This window comes from Odoribacter sp. N15.MGS-14 (assembly GCF_000980245.1).
Classification (GTDB): Bacteria; Bacteroidota; Bacteroidia; order Bacteroidales; family Marinifilaceae; genus Odoribacter; species Odoribacter splanchnicus.
Map to the genome: position 1 here is coordinate 12,254 of NZ_LARE01000027.1, position 21,104 is coordinate 33,357.

18 protein-coding genes and 4 tRNA genes are annotated in these 21,104 nt (G+C 43.8%); 8 read left to right on the plus strand and 14 right to left on the minus strand.

The window, feature by feature from the left end; translation table 11 throughout:
- Positions 1-44 precede the first annotated feature (44 nt).
- The 3 genes from WS34_RS07665 to WS34_RS07675 all read right to left on the minus strand — a co-directional run bounded on the left by WS34_RS07665 (position 45) and on the right by WS34_RS07675 (position 3,149).
- The gene (locus WS34_RS07665) at positions 45-476 is read right to left on the minus strand and encodes a Fur family transcriptional regulator (RefSeq protein ID WP_046404105.1); all 432 of its coding nucleotides are present in this window, start codon (positions 474-476) and stop codon (positions 45-47) included.
- Complete coding sequence (locus WS34_RS07670; RefSeq protein ID WP_046404108.1) at positions 476-2,422, minus strand: heavy metal translocating P-type ATPase; 1,947 nt, start codon at positions 2,420-2,422, stop codon at positions 476-478. The genes WS34_RS07665 and WS34_RS07670 overlap by 1 nt, the downstream gene beginning before the upstream one ends.
- Positions 2,423-2,624: 202 nt before the next feature.
- The gene (locus tag WS34_RS07675) at positions 2,625-3,149 is read right to left on the minus strand and encodes a superoxide dismutase family protein (RefSeq protein WP_286693672.1); all 525 of its coding nucleotides are present in this window, start codon (positions 3,147-3,149) and stop codon (positions 2,625-2,627) included.
- A gap of 147 nt (positions 3,150-3,296) precedes the next feature.
- On the opposite strand from WS34_RS07675, the gene clpP reads away from it, so the two are divergent.
- Positions 3,297-3,974: an ATP-dependent Clp endopeptidase proteolytic subunit ClpP gene (gene clpP, locus WS34_RS07680; protein WP_046404110.1), complete on the plus strand. Its 678-nt coding sequence runs from the start codon at positions 3,297-3,299 to the stop codon at positions 3,972-3,974.
- Between the two features lie 51 nt (positions 3,975-4,025).
- Positions 4,026-5,240 (plus strand): ATP-dependent Clp protease ATP-binding subunit ClpX, encoded by a 1,215-nt coding sequence (gene clpX / locus WS34_RS07685; protein ID WP_046404113.1) that lies wholly within the window; start codon positions 4,026-4,028, stop codon positions 5,238-5,240.
- 68 nt (positions 5,241-5,308) lie between these two features.
- Here clpX and WS34_RS07690 read toward each other — a convergent pair whose 3' ends face one another.
- Together WS34_RS07690 and pyrE are read right to left on the minus strand one after the other, a co-directional pair.
- Positions 5,309-5,791, minus strand: coding sequence for a hypothetical protein (locus WS34_RS07690; protein WP_046404115.1), 483 nt, complete (start codon positions 5,789-5,791; stop codon positions 5,309-5,311).
- Positions 5,792-5,973: 182 nt separating this feature from the next.
- Positions 5,974-6,603, minus strand: a complete 630-nt coding sequence (gene pyrE / locus WS34_RS07695; protein ID WP_046403681.1) for an orotate phosphoribosyltransferase — start codon at positions 6,601-6,603, stop codon at positions 5,974-5,976.
- 42 nt (positions 6,604-6,645) lie between these two features.
- On the opposite strand from pyrE, the gene WS34_RS07700 reads away from it, so the two are divergent.
- A complete protein-coding gene (locus WS34_RS07700; protein ID WP_046403679.1) occupies positions 6,646-7,254 on the plus strand; it encodes an NUDIX hydrolase in 609 nt (202 codons plus the stop codon).
- A gap of 3 nt (positions 7,255-7,257) precedes the next feature.
- On the opposite strand, the gene WS34_RS07705 is transcribed toward WS34_RS07700, so the two are convergent.
- From WS34_RS07705 to WS34_RS07725, 5 genes are all read right to left on the minus strand, one after another.
- A complete protein-coding gene (locus tag WS34_RS07705; RefSeq protein WP_046404145.1) occupies positions 7,258-8,262 on the minus strand; it encodes an aminoglycoside phosphotransferase family protein in 1,005 nt (334 codons plus the stop codon).
- A 171-nt stretch (positions 8,263-8,433) separates the two neighbouring features.
- Positions 8,434-8,517, minus strand: a tRNA-Leu gene (locus tag WS34_RS07710).
- Positions 8,518-8,575: 58 nt separating this feature from the next.
- Positions 8,576-8,659: transfer RNA gene (locus tag WS34_RS07715), tRNA-Leu, on the minus strand.
- A 94-nt stretch (positions 8,660-8,753) separates the two neighbouring features.
- Positions 8,754-8,840 (minus strand) — tRNA-Leu (locus WS34_RS07720).
- A gap of 9 nt (positions 8,841-8,849) precedes the next feature.
- Positions 8,850-8,920: transfer RNA gene (locus tag WS34_RS07725), tRNA-Gln, on the minus strand.
- 344 nt (positions 8,921-9,264) lie between these two features.
- On the opposite strand from WS34_RS07725, the gene WS34_RS07730 reads away from it, so the two are divergent.
- The 3 genes from WS34_RS07730 (at position 9,265) to rfaE1 (ending at position 14,446) form a co-directional block, all read left to right on the plus strand.
- A complete protein-coding gene (locus WS34_RS07730) occupies positions 9,265-12,324 on the plus strand; it encodes a glycosyltransferase family 117 protein (RefSeq protein WP_286693673.1) in 3,060 nt (1,019 codons plus the stop codon).
- A gap of 58 nt (positions 12,325-12,382) precedes the next feature.
- A protein-coding gene (gene prfB / locus WS34_RS07735; RefSeq protein WP_286693674.1) for a peptide chain release factor 2 occupies positions 12,383-13,496 on the plus strand; the annotation gives its coding sequence in 2 pieces (ribosomal slippage) (positions 12,383-12,445 and positions 12,447-13,496; 1,113 coding nt in all).
- A gap of 11 nt (positions 13,497-13,507) precedes the next feature.
- Positions 13,508-14,446: a D-glycero-beta-D-manno-heptose-7-phosphate kinase gene (gene rfaE1 / locus WS34_RS07740; protein WP_046404120.1), complete on the plus strand. Its 939-nt coding sequence runs from the start codon at positions 13,508-13,510 to the stop codon at positions 14,444-14,446.
- 53 nt (positions 14,447-14,499) lie between these two features.
- Here rfaE1 and pdxT read toward each other — a convergent pair whose 3' ends face one another.
- The 3 genes from pdxT to WS34_RS07755 are packed head-to-tail and all read right to left on the minus strand — an operon-like array spanning position 14,500 to position 17,004.
- Positions 14,500-15,072, minus strand: coding sequence for a pyridoxal 5'-phosphate synthase glutaminase subunit PdxT (gene pdxT, locus WS34_RS07745; RefSeq protein ID WP_046404123.1), 573 nt, complete (start codon positions 15,070-15,072; stop codon positions 14,500-14,502).
- 36 nt (positions 15,073-15,108) lie between these two features.
- Positions 15,109-15,978 (minus strand): pyridoxal 5'-phosphate synthase lyase subunit PdxS, encoded by an 870-nt coding sequence (gene pdxS / locus WS34_RS07750; RefSeq protein WP_046404126.1) that lies wholly within the window; start codon positions 15,976-15,978, stop codon positions 15,109-15,111.
- A 51-nt stretch (positions 15,979-16,029) separates the two neighbouring features.
- Positions 16,030-17,004, minus strand: a complete 975-nt coding sequence (locus WS34_RS07755; RefSeq protein ID WP_046404128.1) for an aldose epimerase family protein — start codon at positions 17,002-17,004, stop codon at positions 16,030-16,032.
- 264 nt (positions 17,005-17,268) lie between these two features.
- Between WS34_RS07755 and WS34_RS07760 the strand changes: the two genes are divergently transcribed.
- A complete protein-coding gene (locus WS34_RS07760; RefSeq protein ID WP_046404129.1) occupies positions 17,269-18,423 on the plus strand; it encodes a galactokinase in 1,155 nt (384 codons plus the stop codon).
- Positions 18,424-18,443: 20 nt separating this feature from the next.
- Positions 18,444-20,075 carry a sodium/sugar symporter gene (locus WS34_RS07765; protein WP_046404130.1) on the plus strand — a complete coding sequence of 544 codons (1,632 nt, stop codon included), beginning with the start codon at positions 18,444-18,446 and terminating at the stop codon, positions 20,073-20,075.
- A gap of 54 nt (positions 20,076-20,129) precedes the next feature.
- Here WS34_RS07765 and WS34_RS07770 read toward each other — a convergent pair whose 3' ends face one another.
- Positions 20,130-20,999, minus strand: a complete 870-nt coding sequence (locus tag WS34_RS07770; RefSeq protein ID WP_046404133.1) for a sigma-70 family RNA polymerase sigma factor — start codon at positions 20,997-20,999, stop codon at positions 20,130-20,132.
- Between the last annotated feature and the right edge of the window lie 105 nt (positions 21,000-21,104).

Consider the following 21,104-nt stretch of genomic DNA (forward strand, 5'->3'; position numbering starts at 1 on the left):
ATCTTATTTCCCCCGCAAATAGCTCACTACCCCACCCTCGCAGGCTATTCCTTTTTCCGGAGGGCACATGCAGCACATAAGCCTTTAATCACATAATTGGCACCGGTTTGGATAAAACCGGGTGGCAATTGCACCGAGGGAATATGTATACTTTTCACACAAAAAGTTTTATGGCAACATTCGCAGCAAAAATGCATATGCTGATCTTCGACCGCACATTGACAACTATCGTCGCATACTGCATATTTTAACGTACCGCTTCCATCGTCCACCCCATGAATCAGATGGTGGGACAGGAATAAGGTCAGAGTTCGGAAAATCGTGGATTTATCGACAGTATCGAGTTGAGCCTCCAGATCGGAGACCGACATCGCCTGTTTCATCTCTAACAAAGTGCGGAGCACCAACACCCGGATGGCCGTCGGCCGGATATCCCGGAGAGCTAGTTTATGTAAGCAAAAATCTTCCTCTATCATCATTCGAATTTTTTACTGAGGATACGTACGGAATTCAATACAGCCAACAAAGCCACACCGACATCGGCAAAGACAGCCGCCCACAAAGTGACGAATCCACAAGCACCGGCAGTCAGAATCAGCGACTTCACCCCGATAGCACCGGCAATATTCTGCTTTACAATCCGTCGGGTCGCTCGTCCGATCGAAATCGCCGTAGCCACTTTGGAAGGTTGGTCGGTCTGAATAACCACATCGGCACTTTCAATAGCAGCATCCGACCCCAATCCTCCCATAGCGATACCGACATCACTCAAAGCCAATACCGGAGCATCGTTCATACCATCTCCGACAAAAGCGGCAGAAACACCGGCCTCTGCATTCAATTTTTCCAGGTAAGCCGCTTTATCTTCCGGCAGTAAACCACCTCGTGCATGCCGAATCCCCAAGGTCTTAGCAAAGATAGCGACTATTTCTTTTTTATCGCCGGATAATAACTGAATATTATCGATATGCAACTGTTTCAGCCGCCCGATAGCTTCGACAGCATCTGCTTTCAGCGTATCCGAAAGCAATAAATGACCGGCATATTTTCCCGCGATAGCACACACAACAACCGTAGCGACACGCTCGGAAATTCCTGCCGGAACGGTTATTCCCCGATCGGTCAACAAGCGAATATTACCGACCAAAACATTTTTTCCCTCTATCACACCTTCTAATCCATAACCGGGATATTCTTGTAAATGCGTGACACCGATTCTCCCGGCTCCCTCTTGCAGGGCATAACGGGTAACCGCCTGTGCTACAGGGTGAGTACTTTTTTCCTCTAAGGTCAACAGGATACTTAACAACCTTTGCGATGAAACGGTATCCGCCTCCATCGAAGACACTTGAAAATGGCCTGTAGTCAAAGTACCGGTTTTATCGAATACGACAGTATTGACGTGAGTAATAGCATCCAGATAATTACCGCCTTTAAACAATATCCCCTTCCGGGAAGCCGCTCCAATTCCACCGAAATAGCCCAAAGGGACACTGATCACCAAGGCACAGGGACAGGAAATCACCAAAAATACCAGTCCCCGGTATGCCCAATCTTTGAAAAAATAATCGAATCCGGGATGGAAAGCTGCCACCAAAGCAGGCAACAACATAATCGATAAGGCCAACAAAAATACCACAGGAGTATAAATACGGGCAAAGCGACGGATAAAAAGTTCTGCCGGGGCTTTTCGTTCAGAAGCATCCTGAACCAAAGCCAGTATCCGGGCTAAAGCACTTTGTTCGTAAGGCTTAGTCACTTTCAATCTTATCGCCTGACCAGAGACGATCATTCCTGCCAATACCTCTTCACCACGATTTATAGTCCGGGGCAGACTCTCTCCAGTCAAGGCAGAGGTATCGAAAAGAGCATATTCTTCCTGTAACAATCCATCGAGCGGAATCCGTTCTCCGGGTTTTACCATGATCATCTCTCCAACTTCAACCTCACCGGGGAAAACCGACTGTTCTTTCCCTTGCCGTAAAACCAAAGCTTTTTCAGGACGGACATCCAATAAACGCCTGATATTCCTTCTGGCCCGGTCGACTGCACGATGTTGTACTCTCTCTCCCACCGAATAAAAAAGCATCACCGCTACCCCTTCCGGATATTCACCGATACAAAAAGCCCCTATCGTTGCCAACAACATCAGGGAAAATTCATTGAATATATCCTTCTGTCGTATACTTTTCCAAACTTCAACCATCACAGGAAATCCGACCGGAAGAAAGGCCAGTAAAAACCATAGCACTTCAACTCCCGGAATCATCCAGAAAGGGAGTTGCAGATAACGCAGTATAACTCCGCCAACGAGAAGTAAAAACGAAAGGATCAAAAATCCGGTTCCTTGCTGATCATGAGTATGCCCACAATCTCCGGCATGAGTATGTGTATGCGCACAACGCTGACAAGTAGCTTCCATATTCTTTTATCATTTGTTCGATACAAAAATAAGGGAAGATTCTTGCAACCAAGTTGCAAAAGCGATCCATACTGGCACTCGCAAAAGGACTTATCAATGCTAAAAAATAATTCAATCGGGGGAAAACACTGAATTTATAAAGCTCAGAAGATCAGCCGCCGGTACGGCCGAATTCCGCCAATCTATAAAATTGTTGTAATCTCTAAAAAGGCGCAGCATACATACGGGCACCGCTTCCACCATTGACCGGATGATCCGTAAAATTATCGGGCATTGCATGAATAACGAAAGACTTCCCTTTGACAGCCTTGAAAGGTATTCGGGTCGAGGTCACGGTTTGATCGACCGTTCCATCTTTCCCGACTTGTAGCATTTCCAGATCTCCCCGATGTCCATCCCCATGAGGACCTGCGTGTTTATGCGTATTATCCGGATCCCAGTGTCCACCGAGACCTCCTCCTATTACCGTATTCCCTTTGTCATCGGTGGTATTACTCATCGTATTTTTTTCATGCATATGAAAACCATACTGCCCCGGCTGCAAGCCGGTAGCAACAACATGAATCGTTATTCCTTTTCCCTGCTCTTTCACTTCGATCGAACCAACAATTTTACCTTTCCCATTTTCCGACAGCTCATAGATCGGCTTTACGATACATTTTTGTTCAATCGTCTGTGACATACACAATACCGACAAAACCAAAAGAAAAAACAATACTAACCTCATCTCTCGTCCATTTAAAATTCTGTAATAGGATTATACGGGGCTTCACCGGATAAAGTTTCAAGCCCCCATCTCAAGATCGGCATCAATTGATTTTGCTATTGCATAGTTTTTTTGTAATTTAGCCCCTTGAAAACTAATAAAAAAGCTATGTTTCCACAAGACGAATTCAAAGAATACGCTATAAAGCACAAAGGGATCAGTAGTCTGAACCTTCATCGGTTTCAAACAGCTACGAACAGTTATATCACTCCGAATATCATAGAAGAACGCCAACTGAATATCGCCACCATGGACGTTTTTTCCCGTTTGATGATGGACCGGATTATTTTCTTAGGGGTACCTATCGACGACGATGTGGCCAATATCATTATGGCCCAGTTGTTGTTTTTGGAAACTGCCGATCCGGGGCGTGATATCCAACTTTATTTCAACAGCCCGGGAGGTTCTATCTATGCCGGTTTGGGGATTTACGACACGATGCAATATATCAATTGTGATGTAGCGACTATTTGTACCGGTCTGGCAGCTTCAATGGCAGCGGTACTGATGACTGCCGGAACCAAAGGAAAACGGTCGGCTCTAACCCATTCCCGGATTATGATCCATCAACCGATGAGTGGCGTACAAGGCCAGGCTGCGGATATCGAGATCACTTCCAGGGAAGTACAAAAACTGAAAAAAGAATTGTATACCATCATCTCCGAACATTCCGGTCAACCCTACAAAAAAGTAGAAAAAGATTCCGACCGGGACTACTGGATGACAGCAGCAGAAGCTAAAGAATACGGTATGATCGATTCAATATTAACCAGAGCTAAAAAATAAAATTGAAAATTGCAGGTCGATGAGCTCTTATCGACCCAAAAGTAATAAAAGATGCAGGATAAATGTTCATTTTGCGGACGTAACCGGAACGAAGTTAATTTGTTGATAGCGGGGACGGACGGTTTTATTTGTGATGAGTGTGCTTCACAAGCCTATGATATCGTCCAGGAAGAGATGAAAAGTAAATCGACACTCAACCTGGAACATATCGAAGTAAAAAAGCCCATAGAGATCAAAGCTTTTCTGGACCAATATGTCATTGGCCAGGATGAAGCGAAAAAACACCTGGCAGTTGCCGTTTACAATCATTATAAAAGGCTTTTGCATAAAGCCGGTAACGACGAAGTGGAAATCGAGAAATCCAATATCGTTATGGTAGGTCGTACAGGTACCGGCAAAACCCTATTGGCCCGAACAATTGCCAAAATGCTACATGTGCCTTTTACCATCGTAGACGCGACCGTACTGACAGAAGCCGGTTATGTCGGGGAAGATATCGAATCTATCCTGACCCGTTTGCTGCAAGCAGCCGATTATGATGTCGAGGCTGCAGAAAAAGGGATTGTATTCATCGACGAACTGGATAAAATCGCCCGGAAAGGGGATAATCCCTCGATTACCCGCGACGTGAGCGGCGAAGGAGTACAGCAGGGATTATTGAAATTACTGGAAGGCTCTATCGTCAACGTTCCTCCACAAGGGGGGCGTAAACATCCGGATCAAAAAATGATCCCTGTCAATACTAAAAATATCCTCTTTATCTGCGGAGGGGCCTTCGACGGTATTGAAAAGAAAATCGCAGCCCGCATGAATACGATGGTCGTCGGTTTTAATGCGAGCCAAAATACAGAAAAAATCGACCGGGAAAATTTCCTTCAATATATCGCTCCACAGGATTTGAAATCTTTCGGGCTGATTCCGGAAATCATCGGCCGTCTGCCTGTGTTGACTTACCTGGAACCGTTGGACCGGGCAGCATTGCGTAATATTCTGACAGAACCTAAAAATGCCATTATCCGGCAATATATCAAACTGTTCGAATTGGATGGGATTACGCTCGAATTCGACGAAGATGTCTATGAATATATCGTCGATAAAGCCATCGAATTCCGTCTTGGCGCCCGTGGCTTACGCTCGATTTGTGAAGCGATTATGACCGACCTGATGTTTGAAGTACCTTCGCAAGGGAAGAAAAACATCACGATTACCAAAGCTTATGCCGAAGAAAAAATGAATCGCGTGAATGCCCAGAAATTGAGGGCATAAAATAAAAGCTATTTTGAAAATATCCGATTGTGCCTGACACTTGAGGATATTTTCAAAATAATTATGCTCTAAAAACCTGAATTACTCAACAAACTATAAGGGATCTTCGCCAGCCCTTCTCCCAACTGATTGATTCCTTTTTCCAGTTTTCCTTTCAGCATCATCTTCATCACCATATTCAATTCTCCCTGAAAAGTAATCTTCATCCGGGTATCGTAAGGTCCGTTCTCCAACAATTGAATCCACAAATTAAACTCAAAAGGTGTAACTCCGTCACCTCCCAATTTAATCAATTTAGGCTCCTCTTTTTCCACAATCTTTACAGCCAACTCCCCCATACCTTTTAAGGTGATGTAGCAAGCATCTTCTGTAAAACGGGTAGATTCGATCTTTTCCGAGATTTTACCCATCTCCAATCCATTAGTCATTCCCATTTGTTTGGCCATCTCTACCAAACGACCGATCCGGCTGAAATCGGAAAGCAATGCATAAACATCCCGAACAGGACTCTCTATTTTTAAGATCTCACTTGTAATTTTTGTTGTCGACATAATTTACTGAGTTATTGAGTTAAAAGAGTTGATGAGTTGAAAGAGTTATTGAGTTATTGAGTTATTGAGTTGTAGAGTTGTAGAGTTACTGAGTTGAGAAGTTAAAGAGTTAGTAACTCAACAACTTAGTAACTTAGTAACTTAGTAACTTAGCAACTTAGTAACTCAACAACTCTTTCAACTCATTTATAAGTTTCAGGACTCAATCGCCATTCTTTCAATTTCTCTACCTGATCAGCCTGTACATATCCCACTTTAACAGCCAAATCGATCATAGCATTGTAATTACTTAAAGTGGTCAGTTCACACTGAGCATTTTTAAAGTTATCCTCAGCTTTCCGGAAGCCATAGGTAAAAATGGCAGCCATACCCAACACTTCACATCCGGCATTCCGCAAAGCTTCAACAGCCTGTAAGCTAGAACCACCGGTTGAAATAAGGTCTTCGATGACTACGACCTTTTGCCCTGCTTTATACTCACCTTCGATCAGATTTTCCAAACCATGACTTTTAGCTGAAGAACGCACATAAATAAAGGGTAATCCCAATTCCTGAGCCACTAATACTCCCTGTGCAATAGCTCCGGTAGCGACTCCGGCAATCACCTCGGCCTGCGGATATTTTTCCCGGATCAATGCTGCGAATTGTTCTTTGATATATGAACGAACTTCAGGATAAGACAACGTCTTCCGGTTATCACAATAGATCGGGGATTTCCATCCGGAAGCCCAGGTAAACGGATGAGTAGGCTCCAATTTAATTGCTTTCATATCCAACAAATAGGATGCTACTTTTTCTGCAACTGTATTCATTTTTATCTATTTTTGTATTGTTAAATACTAGAATTTTTGCAAATGTATAAAGTATTTTTTAAAGAGAGCTGTTTTTTATTGACCGATAATCAGAATTTACTAAAAGAAGGGGATATCCATTGGGTACACCGGGATTTTATGAGCACTAAAAATTTCATCTACCAAACTCTGGAAAAAGGAGTCCCTTTCAAAGCCGTACTCTATGATGAAGATCCGGAGAATCTGTTTACTATTTTCAAATCTTGTTTTACCTATGTCAAAGCCGGAGGAGGAGCAGTCATCCAAAACTCCGATATCCTGGTCATCAAACGGTTAGGCATGATCGACTTACCCAAAGGCCACCTGGAATATGGAGAAACGATAGAACAATGTGCCATCCGGGAAGTAGAAGAAGAATGCGGATTAAAACAGGTAAGTATCGTGTCTCCTTTAGATACCACCCTCCATATTTATTACCGGAATGAAAGTTGGTTCCTGAAAAAAACATATTGGTATCGGATGTTTACTCCCTCAGGTCAATCTTTCATTCCTCAAACCGAAGAGGATATCGAAGAAGTACTTTGGTATCCGATACAGCATCTCTCCCAGCTTTCGGATCAGACTTATCCTTCACTCCGGGAAGTATTCCGTAAACTCCAGACCGAAGCCTAGGAGCTATTCTATCAATTGCCCGCAAACCCTCCTGATCTCGGCATAATCGTTACCCAGCCTACCGGACTGGAAAAGTCGGTCAATACTGTGCAGACCGGGTTGTATCGAATCGATAAAATGCGGTTTTCTTTCGTAAAGTCCCCGAAGCCCGAAAGCCCCCATCGCTTGCAAGAGCCGTACCAACACAAAACGATAAAAAGCGGGACGGAATAGTTCCGGCTCTACCGTCCGGTAAGCCTGTAATTCACAGATATATCCATCCAGTAACTCTTCCCGTTGTTCATCAGGGATCGCTACGATCGCATCATACAATAACGAAGCCACGTCATAGGGTAAAGCTCCTTGCCGCCCTCCCTGATAATCGATAAACCAAACCTCTCCGGCCCTGACCATAATATTCCGCGACTGAAAATCACGAAACATAAAACTATCGGCAGGTACTTGAACCAAAGCATCTGTCAGCCTGATAAAATCATCTTCGAGCGCCTGCTCGGAAAAATCTGCTCCTGCCAATTTCAGAAAACAATACTTAAAGTAATTCAGGTCCCACAAGATACACTGTCGGTCGAACACAGGGCGTGGAACACAACGAGCATAATCCAGTCCCTGTCCCCCGATCAACTGAAACCGCAATAATTCGGACAAAGATTTCCGGTAGAGCTGCATCGAATATTCCGACAAGCTATTTCCTTTTCGCTCCTGCCCGACCACGTCCAATAAAGTCTGCGTACCCAAATCTTCCTGCAGATAGACTTTCTCATCTTCTGACACCGCATAAATTTGCGGCACATGTAACCCTTTCTCTGCAAAATGCCGTGAAAAATCGATAAACAAACGATTTTCTTCTACATTTTGATTCCAGGCCGCAATACACGACTCCCCGTCACAAGAAATACGCCAATATTTACGTGCAGATCCGGAAGCCGGTAACATCTCGGTCCGATCGGCTTTCTTCCCCCATTGCTGTTCGAATAGAGTCAGAAACTTTTGCTCTGTCAACTGATTCACTTTATCTGTTATTGAAATCTTTTTACCCCTCAAACCCCAGCCGCTTTTAAGCAGACTTTGGCCGAAACAAATGTTGAATTTTTTTACGAATTTCCCAAGAATTCCCTAAATTTCAAAAAACAAAAAAACCGCTGTAACAACAACGGTTTTTCATGTCTTCATCTATTTCAGTGCCCAGGACAAGACTCGAACTTGCACAGCCTTTCGACCACTACCACCTCAAAGTAGCGTGTATACCAATTTCACCACCTGGGCCAATCATTTACGTCTCAGATTATCAGAAATAATCTAAAATCGTAAATTTCATAGTTAGTGCCCGAAATAGGACTCGAACCTACACGGCCGTGAAGCCACTAGTACCTGAAACTAGCGTGTATACCAATTTCACCATTCGGGCATTTTAAAGAACACTTTTGATTTACAATCACTGATTTCGATTTACGATTACTCAGGAAATAATCTATAATCTAAAATCGTAAACCTCTATTAAATGGTGCCCAAGATAGGACTCGAACCTACACGGCCGTGAAGCCACTAGTACCTGAAACTAGCGTGTATACCAATTTCACCACTTGGGCAATCAAGTGTTGTCCCACCAGGACTCGAACCTGGACTGACAGAACCAAAACCTGCTGTGCTGCCATTACACAATGGGACAATCATTGATGCGTCGTTTTTGACGGTGCAAATATATGACCTTTTTTTTTTCCAACAAAAAAAATGAGGAAAATTCGAGTAAAATAATTATTTTCGTGCTTCATTAGTTGTTTCGTTATGAAGTCATCTTTTGATAACCAGGCACTTAATATTTTATGCCTATTTATTCAAATACGCCCCAAGGGCTAGAAAGCTTCAAAACGGAGGAAATAATGATTTTTTACGCATATAATAATCGCAAATTTATCTTAATTAATGAATATGTACAAAATCAAAGATCATCCTAATTTAAGCTTCAAGCTGATTAACAGGGTTACCGGTTGGGTCACTTTTGTTATCGCGAGTATGACTTACATACTCACAGCTGAGTCAACGGCCAGCCTATGGGATTGCGGAGAATTCATCACCACATCTGTGGGTTTACAGGTAGGACATCCCCCCGGAGCACCGTTATTTATGATTATTTCGCGGTTGTTTGCGATATTTGCTCCATCGGCCGACACCCAGGCTTATATGATCAACTGTATGTCGGCTATTTGTTCCGGGTTGACTATATTGTTCCTGTTTTGGTCGATCACTCACCTGGCTCATAAGCTCATTGTAAAAGAAGGTGAAGAAATGACTCTGGGGCAAATGTTTGCAATATTAGGTGCTTCTCTGATCGGATCTTTGACTTATACTTTCACAGATACGTTCTGGTTCTCTGCTGTAGAAGGCGAAGTGTATGCGATGTCCTCTTTATTTACTGCGGTAGTTTTCTGGGCTATCCTGAAATGGGAAAACGTTGCTTTCGAACGTTATGCCAACCGCTGGCTAATCCTGATCGCTTACGTGATCGGACTGTCTATCGGAGTACACTTACTGAACTTACTGGTTATCCCGGCAATTGTGTTTGTTTATTATTTCAAAAAATATACACCCACAGTACGGGGATTTATCAAAACAGGTATTCTTTCGGTGATTATCTTGGGAATAGTTAATTTCGGAATCATTCCGGGCGTGATCAAAGTCGCCGGTTGGTTTGAACTGATTTTTGTCAACGGTATGGGTGCTCCTTTCAACACCGGAGTGATCATCTATGTATTATTGATTATCGGAATTTTAACCTGGGGTATCCGTTATACTCTGAAAAAAGGTATGCCTGTCTGGAACACCATCCTGACTTGTTTCATGGTGATTTTGATCGGCTATTCTTCCTATTCGATGATTGTCATCCGTTCATTGAGCGATCCTCCTATCGATGAAGGAAGTCCGGACAATGTATTTTCCTTATTGTCTTACATCAACCGTGACCAATACGGTGATTCTCCCCTGCTCTACGGTCAGTATTTCAATGCTCCCCAAGTAGGCACCAAGGAGGGAGAACCGATCTATTATCAGAACAAAACAACCGGGGTATATGAAAAAATCGGCAACAAAACCATCTACGAATACGACAAACGGTTTTGTGGTTTCTTCCCGCGTATGTACAGCGATACCCGTCCTAACTTCGCCAATCAGTACCAGGCTTGGGCAGGAAAAAACAACGGTCCGACCTATACGGTCAACGGCGAGACCATTACCCGCCCGAGTTTCGGCAATAATATGCGTTATTTCTTCAATTATCAGTTAGGGCATATGTACTGGAGGTATTTCATGTGGAATTTCTCCGGACGCCAAAACGATATACAGGGATATGGCGACATCATGCACGGCAACTGGATTACGGGCATTAAATTCCTGGATGAACTTCGTTTGGGAAATCAAGATGAACTGCCGGACAATTTAAAAGCAGAGAAAGCCTATAACAAATATTATATGCTGCCTTTCTTGCTCGGTCTGTTGGGAATGTTCTACCAATACCGGAAGAGCAAGACGGGGAAACAAGATTTTTGGGTAGTCATGCTCTTATTCATCATGACCGGTATAGCTATCATTGTCTTTTTAAATCAGACTCCGATGGAACCCCGGGAACGGGACTATGCTTATGCAGGTTCGTTCTATGCCTATGCGATCTGGATCGGTCTGGGCGTGCTTTCTATCTGGGAATTTCTGAATAAAAAGATCAAAAATATAGATCCACGGGTATCCGCCATTGCCGTCACCACAGTCTGTCTGTTCGCCATTCCAGTCAATATGGCAGCCCAAAACTGGGACGACCACAACCGTCATGCCCGTTATGCCACAACAGCCCATGCCCGTAATTACCTCAATTCGTGTGCTCCGAATGCGATTTTATTTACTTACGGGGATAACGACACTTTCCCCTTGTGGTATGTACAAGAAGTAGAAGGAGTACGGCGGGATGTCCGGGTCGTCAATTTAAGTTTACTATCCGGTTCCTGGTATATCGACCAAATGAAACGGAAAGCTTATGAATCTCCCGGAGTGCCGATTTCGTTTACTCATGAACAATACCGGGATGGGAAACGAGACTATGTATTGATCAGGGATCAATTCAAAGAAGGGAACCTGAAAGATGTCATGGAATTTGTCGCCAGTGACCTGCCCCAGACAAAATTACAGGGATATATCAAAGAACTTGATTTTATACCGACACGCGACGTTATCCTTCCGGTAGATTCGGCCAAAGTAATCGCCAATGGGACGGTTAAACCCCAGGATGCGGATCAGATCGTCAAAGACCTGAGACTGCATTTGCCGATGCAAGGCTTGACCAAATCGCAGCTGATGGTCCTGGATATTTTGTCGACGAACAACTGGGAACGTCCGGTATATTTCGGAATCGGAATGGGTTCGGATGCCTATATGGGATTGGAAAAATACTTCCAGCTCGAAGGAGCGGCCTATCGCGTCGTACCTATCGAAACGAAAGAAGCCGAATTTTATGATTACGGACGGATCGACAGCGATATCCTCTACAATAATATCATGAATAAATTCGAATGGGGGAATATCAAAGATCCGAAAGTGAACATCGACTTCTTCCACGATCAGACCATCGCCGTCATGAAATACCGGAATACCTTCCTCCGGTTGGCCCAGAAACTTTATGACGAAGGCAAACAGGCTGAAGCGATCGCCGTTCTGGATAAATCATTGGAAGAAATTCCACTGTATCAGGTACCGGCAGACAATAGTATGCTGTTCTATATACCGATGTATTACGAACTGGGAGAAACTGAAAAAGCGAACCACTTACTCAATGAACTGGCCACGAACAACTATCAGATGTTGAAATATGCCAATTCACTCGAGCCGAAATTTGCCAATACTCCGAGTATACAACAAGAGGAAAGACTCAGCATCGAAGTGATCAAGCAATTATTGGCTTTTGCCTCCCAGGCAGGACAAAAAGAGCTGGCACAGGAATTACAGGATAAAGTATTGAGACTATATAATCCTTCACACATTTCCCCCGATAAACCGTTGATGAAGGATACGGCGGACAAAGCCGGGAAATAATAATTCATTTTATGCTGCATGTCGGATGATATGCAGCATAAAATATAAAACCGATATTATGATAACAATAGATCAACTGAAAGCAGTTGAAGAACGCGGTGGCGCTCTGAGGAGGTATCTTTGACATCGATCGAAAAAAAATAGAGCTCGAAGAAGTAGAAATGCGTACCCAGGCCCCTGATTTCTGGAACGATGCGAAACAAGCGGAAAAAGTGATGAAACAGGTACGCGAATTAAAAGGCTGGATAGAAGGATGTGAAGCTATATCCCGTTCGGTAGACGACTTGAACGTACTTTTTGAATTCGCCAAAGAAGGCGAAGCTACCGAAGAAGAAGTGGACGCCCACTATGCAGAAACCCTACAACTGGTAGAAGAGTTGGAATTAAAGAATATGTTACGGGGTGAAGCCGATCAAATGAGCTGTATCCTTAAAATCAATTCTGGTGCCGGTGGTACGGAAAGTCAGGACTGGGCTTCCATGCTGATGCGGATGTATATGCGCTGGGCAGAAGCCAATAACTACAAATTGACAGTCAGCAACATCCAGGAAGGCGATGAAGCCGGAATCAAAACGGTTACATTGCAGCTGGAAGGCGATTTCGCCTACGGTTACCTGAAAGGTGAAAACGGTGTCCACCGTTTAGTCAGGGTCTCTCCTTTCAATGCTCAGGGCAAACGAATGACTTCCTTTGCCTCTGTATTTGTGACGCCTTTGGTGGATGATTCGATAGAAATAGCCATCAATGCGGCGGATATCAGCTGGGATACTTTCCGTTCGGGAGGAGCCGGCGGACAGAATGTAAATAAAGTAGAAACGGGTGTGCGCCTACGTTACAATTACAAAGATCCGGATACCGGTGAAACCCGCGAAATCCTGATTGAAAATACCGAAACCCGTTCTCAGCTGGATAATCGTGAAAATGCTATGCGTTTGCTGCGTTCTATGTTGTATGATATGGAATTACAAAGACGGATGGCAGAACAACAAAAGATCGAAAGCAATAAGAAAAAAATCGAGTGGGGTTCACAAATCAGAAGTTACGTTTTCGATGACCGCCGGGTAAAAGATCACCGGACTAATTTTCAGACCTCTGATGTCGGCGGAGTCATGGACGGTAAAATCGACGGGTTCATAAAAGCCTATTTGATGGAATTCGGAGGTGTCGAATAAATTAGCCTAAGATGTTAGATTTTTCAAACAGTAAAATTCTGATCGTCGGAGATATCATGCTGGATAAATATTATTTCGGCAAAGTAGACCGTATTTCTCCGGAAGCTCCGGTCCCTATCGTCAACATTCAAAAAGAAGAATCCCGGTTGGGAGGAGCTTCGAACGTCGCCAACAACATTGTCAGTCTGGGAGGGCATACTTTATTATGCGGTGTTATCGGCCATGATCTTTTCGGTAAAGAAATCGAACGGATCAGCCGCCACAAAAATATCGACACCTTCCTATTGAAAACTTCCTCCCCGACAATCACCAAAGCACGGATTATCGGCGGGAAACAGCAAATCGTCCGGGTAGACTATGAAGATAAAAGCGAACTGAATGCGGACAATAAAAAGCTATTCCGGGATGCGATCAGCCAGATTTTACCGGAATACGATATCCTGGTAATCTCAGATTACGGCAAGGGATTGATATCCGAAGATTTATCCCGTTATCTGATTAAGCTAGCCCACAAATACGATAAAAAAGTCATTATCGATCCCAAAGGGAAGAACTGGGAAAAATATTCAGGTGCCGATATCGTCACTCCCAACGTCAAAGAGCTGAGTGACATCGTCGGTTATACGGTGCCCAACACCGACCGGGCTATTGAAAAAGCAGCCCGGGAAGCAATTACGAACAATCACCTGACCGCTTTATTAGTGACCCGCAGTGATAAAGGTATGAGTCTGATCGGTCCAATCCCTCCCATTCACATCCCGACCCATTCGGAAGAGGTCTTCGATGTCAGTGGTGCAGGAGATACTGTCGTAGCGACACTCGGCCTTTGTTTGGCAGCCGGCTTGGAGATCAGCGAAGCGATGAGAACGGCCAATATTGCAGCAGGTATTGTCGTAAAGAAAATCGGTACGGCTACACTTACCATCGAAGAATTAGTACAACAAAAATAAAAAAATCCTGTTCCCTTTCCGAATATATTCGTTTCGGCAGGGAACAGGATTTCTTACTTACCGCTACACATCCCGATAAAATACTGATGGAATGCGGTATTTCCGGTCAACTCCGGATGAAAAGAAGTCGCCAGCATATTTTTTTCGCGGGCAGCGACGACATGTTTTTCCACTTCACACAACACTTTTACTTGCTCTCCCGTGCGGACAATATAAGGAGCCCGGATAAATACCAGCGGGATCTGTTCATCGCTTACCTCTGGAATCTTCACCTGAGTATCGAAACTATCGATTTGCGTTCCGTAAGCATTCCGTCTGACCTTGATATCCATAATTCCCAAATGTACTGCCGGATCCTGATCCAACTCCTTCGCCAACAGAATCATGCCGGCACAGGTTCCCCAAACCGGAAGTCCCTGCTGAATTTTTTCACGGAGTGGTTTCATCATGCCCGTCCTGTTTAGTAATTTTCCCATGGTGGTACTCTCCCCTCCGGGCAAAATAATACCATCTATCTCGCCCAATTGTTCCGTATAACGGACAACAACAGCTTCCTGCCCCAATTGTTGAATGTGTCGCTGGTGCTCAATGACAGCACCCTGAAAACCCAAAATTCCTATTTTCATGTGAAAAGTTACTGAGTTTAAATGGATATATCGGATTTACCAACCTCTCTCAGCATATTTATTCTCCAATGTTTTAATTTCAAGTCCTGACATAGCCTCTCCGAGGTTTTCCGACAATTCGGCCAATTTCACCGGATCGTTATAATAGGTGACAGCCTGGACAATAGCTCTTGCCCGTTTTGCCGGATCACCGGATTTGAAGATACCGGAGCCCACGAATACACCTTCAGATCCCAACTGCATCATCAACGCAGCATCAGCAGGTGTAGCAATACCACCGGCAGCAAAATTCACTACAGGTAATTTTCCATTTTCGTGTACATATTTCACTAATTCATAAGGAGCTCCGAATTCTTTTGCCAGGCTCATCAGTTCCTCCATTCCGGCATTTTTTACCCGACGCATATCATCGTTGATCTGACGCATATGAGTCACCGCTTCAACAACATTTCCGGTTCCGGCCTCCCCTTTGGTACGAATCATGGCTGCACCTTCACCGATACGCCTTAATGCTTCGCCCAAATTACGTGCCCCACATACGAACGGCACTTTGAAGGCTGTTTTCTCAACATGATAAAGTTCGTCAGCGGGAGTCAATACTTCACTTTCATCGATAAAGTCGATACCGATGGCTTCCAATATCTGAGCTTCCACGAAATGACCGATTCTCACTTTAGCCATCACCGGAATAGAAACAGCTTTCTGAATTGCTTTGATCATCTGTGGATCGGACATCCGGGCAACACCACCGTCACGACGGATATCTGCCGGTACTCTCTCTAATGCCATAACTGCACAAGCTCCTGCGGCTTCAGCAATTTTTGCCTGCTCTGCATTAGTCACGTCCATGATCACTCCACCTTTCAACATCTGTGCAAGGTTTTTGTTTAATTCATATTTTCCCATAATTGTAGGTTATAAACAGTTTTAATAAAATATTATTTGAATCATTCAAATTCACTCAAAACCATAAATGGTTGTTTTCCTATAAATTTCTCCCGGCACTAAAAGTGTGGACGGAAACTCAGGATGATTAGGAGAATCGGGCCAGAATTGAGCTTCCAGGGCTACTCCGGCATAAGGTCCGTATCGTTTACCATCTTTAGCCTGCTTTACATCCAGAAATTTACCCGTATACACTTGCACTCCCGGATAATCAGAACATACATAAAGCTTTATACCTGTCTGATCATCAAAAAGTTCTGCCATTCGAACCAGTTTCCCGGAATTATTAAAAACAAAACAATCGTCCAGTCCTCCCTGATTCCCGATCACTCCTTGTAAGGATGCCGGTGAAGTGAAATCATAATCTCCGGCAGCTGTAACAAAAGTCCCGTCCGGAATCAAATCGTCGGTCTTTAAATAACGGTCGGTATATAATTTCAGGGTATGCTGTTTAATATCTGCAGCCTCGGGATTCAGGTTAAAATAAGGGTGATGGGTCAGATTGACAAAACATTTTTTATCGGTAATAGCTTCATAATCGATTCGTAAAGCTTTCTCCTGCAATGAAAATCCGACTTTCACCTGTAGTGTTCCCGGATAAGCTTCTTCACCGTCAGGACTGCAGTAAGTCAATGTCAATATATCTGTACCGGCTTGTTCGACGTTCCAGATCTTTTTATCGAAACCGCACAATCCTCCATGCAGATGGTTTTCACCATTATTTACCGCCAACTGATATTTTACACCGTCAATTTCAAATTTTCCCCGGGCAATCCGATTCCCATAACGTCCGATTATCGCTCCCAGATAGGCTCCGCTACCAACGTACTCCGGCGATTCATAATCCTCGGCCTTTTCCATGCCCAGTAACACATCCACCACCTTGCCCTGCCAATCTTTCGTCAGCATACGGGTTAAAGTAGCCCCTAAAGTAGAAATATGCACTTCGAGATGCGCATTCTTCAATATATAGATCTGTGGTTTCATACGCAAATACTTCTATTTATTCCAATTACTCCGCCAATCCCTTACACTTTAAAACAAAAAATAATTAATTTCTTACTAACTGTTCGCAAAGATATTAATTTCCTTTAATAAAAAAGAGAAAAATCACCGTCAATAATGAAAAGATATAGCGTGTATATCTTACCATTCTTAACAGTTTAAGTTGTGCTACTAAAAAAAATGTTATATTTTTGTCCGAATATTTGCGTGCAGAGCATATAAAGCAGAACACAACTAACAATAAATATGAATACACTAGAATTAGAACATAGATTTGAAGAAATCTATGGGAAACGAGCGGAGCATACTTATTTTGCTCCGGGCCGGGTGAACCTTATCGGGGAACACACGGACTACAACGGAGGGTTGGTCTTTCCCTGCGCTTTGAGTTTCGGGACCTATCTTTTGATAGCGAAGCGTGAAGACTGTCAAAATCGTTTCTCGAGTGTAAATATGGATCGTTCTTACACCGCTAATGCAAACGCTTTCGAAAACAAACCTACTGCCTGGATCAAGTATCCGGTCAGCGTGATGAAAGAATTTGCAGAACGGGGATACGACGTATGGGGATACGATCTTTTGTACTATGGAAACATTCCGAATGGAGCAGGTCTTTCTTCCTCTGCTTCTATCGAGGTAGTCACGGCAGTGATGCTGAACGATGTCACGAAGGCACATCTGGATATGACTGAGCTGGTCAAAATTTCGCAAAAAGCTGAAAACGATTACGTCGGCGTCAACTGTGGAATTATGGATCAGTTTGCTGTCGGCATGGGCAAAGCCAATCACGCGATCGCTCTGGATTGTGCCAGTCTGAAATACGAATATGTCCCTTTACATATGGAGGGCTATAAGCTCGTCATCGCCAATACCAATAAAAAAAGAGGATTAGCAGATTCCAAGTACAATGAGCGGAGAAGTGAATGTGAACGGGCTGTAACCTCTATTTCAAGCCGACATCCGATCACTTTCCTCTGTGAATTGACGCCCACCGAGTTCGGGCAATATTGTACTTCGATTTCCGATCCGAGCGTTTGCCGCAGAGCTAAACATGCAGTACAGGAGCATGCCAGGGTCAGACAAGCCATCGATGCCTTAAAAGCAGGTGAACTGAAAATGTTCGGACAATTGATGAATGCCTCCCACCAATCGCTGAAAGACGACTACGAAGTGACCGGGATCGAATTAGATACCCTGGCCGAAGCAGGCCAGCAGCTGAAAGGTGTTTTAGGATCACGAATGACCGGTGCCGGTTTCGGTGGCTGTACCGTGACACTGATTCAGGAAGAACAGATTGATCATTATATCCGGGAAGTAGGGAAAATCTACAAGGACAAAACCAATCTGGAAGCAACATTTTATATCGCCGATATCGGTGAAGGCGCACGTAAATTAAATTAATAATCACATAAAATTTTATTATGAATCCAAGTTTTCATATAATTGACTTCGTAATCGTCGGAATATACGCGATTCTACTAGTAGGTGTAGGTCTGTGGGTATCACGGACAAAAAAAGGACAGACCAAAACTGCCGAAGACTACTTTCTGGCCAGTAAGGCATTGCCTTGGTGGGCTATCGGTTCTTCTCTGATTGCCGCCAACATCTCGGCTGAGCAATTTATCGGTATGTCCGGTTCAGGTTTTGCCGGAGGTCTGGCCATTGCTTCTTATGAATTTATGGCAGCACTGACCTTGATTATCGTCGGAAAATTCTTCTTGCCGATCTTTATCAAACAAGGGATTTACACGATTCCGGAATTTGTGGAAAAACGGTTTTCGACCAATCTGAAGACCATTCTGGCTGTATTCTGGATCGCTCTCTTTATTTTTGTCAACCTGACTTCTGTATTATTCCTGGGTGGTAAAGCTATCGACACGATTGTAGGTGTAGGAGATGGCAGTATGATTGTTCCGGCCATCATTGCGCTGGCCATTTTTGCAGCAGCTTACTCACTATACGGTGGATTATCGGCTGTAGCCTGGACAGATGTCATTCAGGTAGCTCTGTTGGTAATCGGTGGTGTCATTACAACCATCATCGCCTTGCATTACGTCACTCCCGACGGAGGAATCCTGAACGGAATCTCTCACATTACCGATGTTGCCAGCGATAAATTCGATATGGTACTCTCCCGCGATAACAAGGAGTTCAACAATCTTCCGGGTATCTATGTATTGATCGGTGGGCTGTGGGTAGCCAATCTATATTACTGGGGCTTCAACCAGTACATCATTCAACGTACCCTGGCAGCCAAATCGCTGACAGAAGCACAGCGGGGTATCGCCTTTGCAGCTTTCCTGAAAATGTTGATTCCTTTCATTGTAGTTATTCCGGGAATCGTTGCCTGGGTGATGTATTCCGAAGACCTGCACGGTGCCAGAAGTGCTTTCGAAATCGCAGGTTCTACCGCATTGAACAATGACAATGCTTACCCCTGGCTGATCAGTACCTTCATTCCCGTGGGAGCCAAAGGCCTTGTACTAGCCGCCTTAGCTGCAGCGATCGTTTCTTCGCTGGCTTCTATGTTGAACTCGACTTCTACCATCTTTACGATGGACATCTATAAACCATATATCAATCGCGAAGCTTCGCAAACAAAACTGGTCAACGTAGGCCGTTTAACAGCCGGTATTGCTTTGATCATCGCCGTATGCCTGGCTCCACTATTGGGAGGTATCGATCAGATGTTCCAATACATTCAGGAATATACCGGTTTAGTAAGCCCGGGTATTTTGGCTGTATTTTTAATGGGATTGTTCTGGAAGAAAGCGACGAACAAAGGAGCGATCTGGGGTGTGCTTTGTTCAATACCAATCGCACTGCTATTTAAGCTTTTACCACTCGAGATGCCGTTCATGGACCAAATGTTCTATGCAACTTTACTGACGATTGTAGTGATCTTTATGGTCAGCCTGAGTAGCAATCCTGAAGATGATGACCCGAAAGCGATCAAACTGACTGCCGATATGTTTAAAACAGATAAGGTATTCAATATTTGTGCTTATATCATCTGTATCTTATTGGTTGTGATTTATACTGCATTCTTCTAAAAAATCAGGGATGAAAGCTAAGCTTTCATCCCTGATTTTTATTCTTCCTTTATTTTACAAATAGGTTTTCAACCGTTTGTTATTCTTCACTTCTTTTAGTTTCCGGATAGCTTTGGTTTTCACCTGTCTGACTCTTTCGCTCGTCAAACCTAATTTCGTTCCGATTTCTTCGAGCGACATCGAGGTATACCCATTCAGGCCATAATACATACTTAGAATAGTAGCTTCACGCACCGACAAAGCAGCGAACGAACGTTCGATATCGGTCTTCAGAGAGTCTTGATTCAGTGAACTTTCCGGGGCCTGTATAGAAGGATCGGGAGCGACATACACATCGTAGAGGGAGATGGATTCCTCATCGGTCGTCAAAGGAGCATCCATAGATACCGGCTTTGTGGCGATCTTCATGTTTTCTTTTACTTCCTCGGGGGTCATATCCATTTTTTCGGCAATCTCCTCTTCTGTCGGTTCGCGCTGGAACTCCTGTTCCAACAGGGTATAACACCGATTCACCTTATTGATCGTACTGATCTTATTCAATGGCAACCGGATCAGCCGGGCATTTTCAGCTATTGCCTGAAGGATAGACTGGCGGATCCACCATACAGCGTAAGAAATAAACTTAAATCCTTTGGTTTCGTCGAAGCATTCGGCCGCTTTGATCAATCCGACATTTCCTTCATTGATCAGATCACCCAAAGTCAGCCCATGATTTTGATATTGCTTCGCGACAGAAACGACAAACCGCAAATTACTCAATACCAGTTTTTCCCTTGCCGCCCGATCTCCACTTCTGATTTTTTTTGCCAAATCGGCTTCTTCTTCAGGAGATAAAACATGGATTTTACCTATCTCCTGAAGATATTTTTCGATGGAGTACGACTCGCGCCCCGTAATTTGCTTGGTAATCTTAAGCTGTCTCATATCAGGATAATCGCTCTTAAAGTTAATAATTTGATTTATAAAAACAAATTTTCAGACTTCTTTTTCATCTTTCAGTAGTAATACGAGATCAGCCAAGGCTTAGTT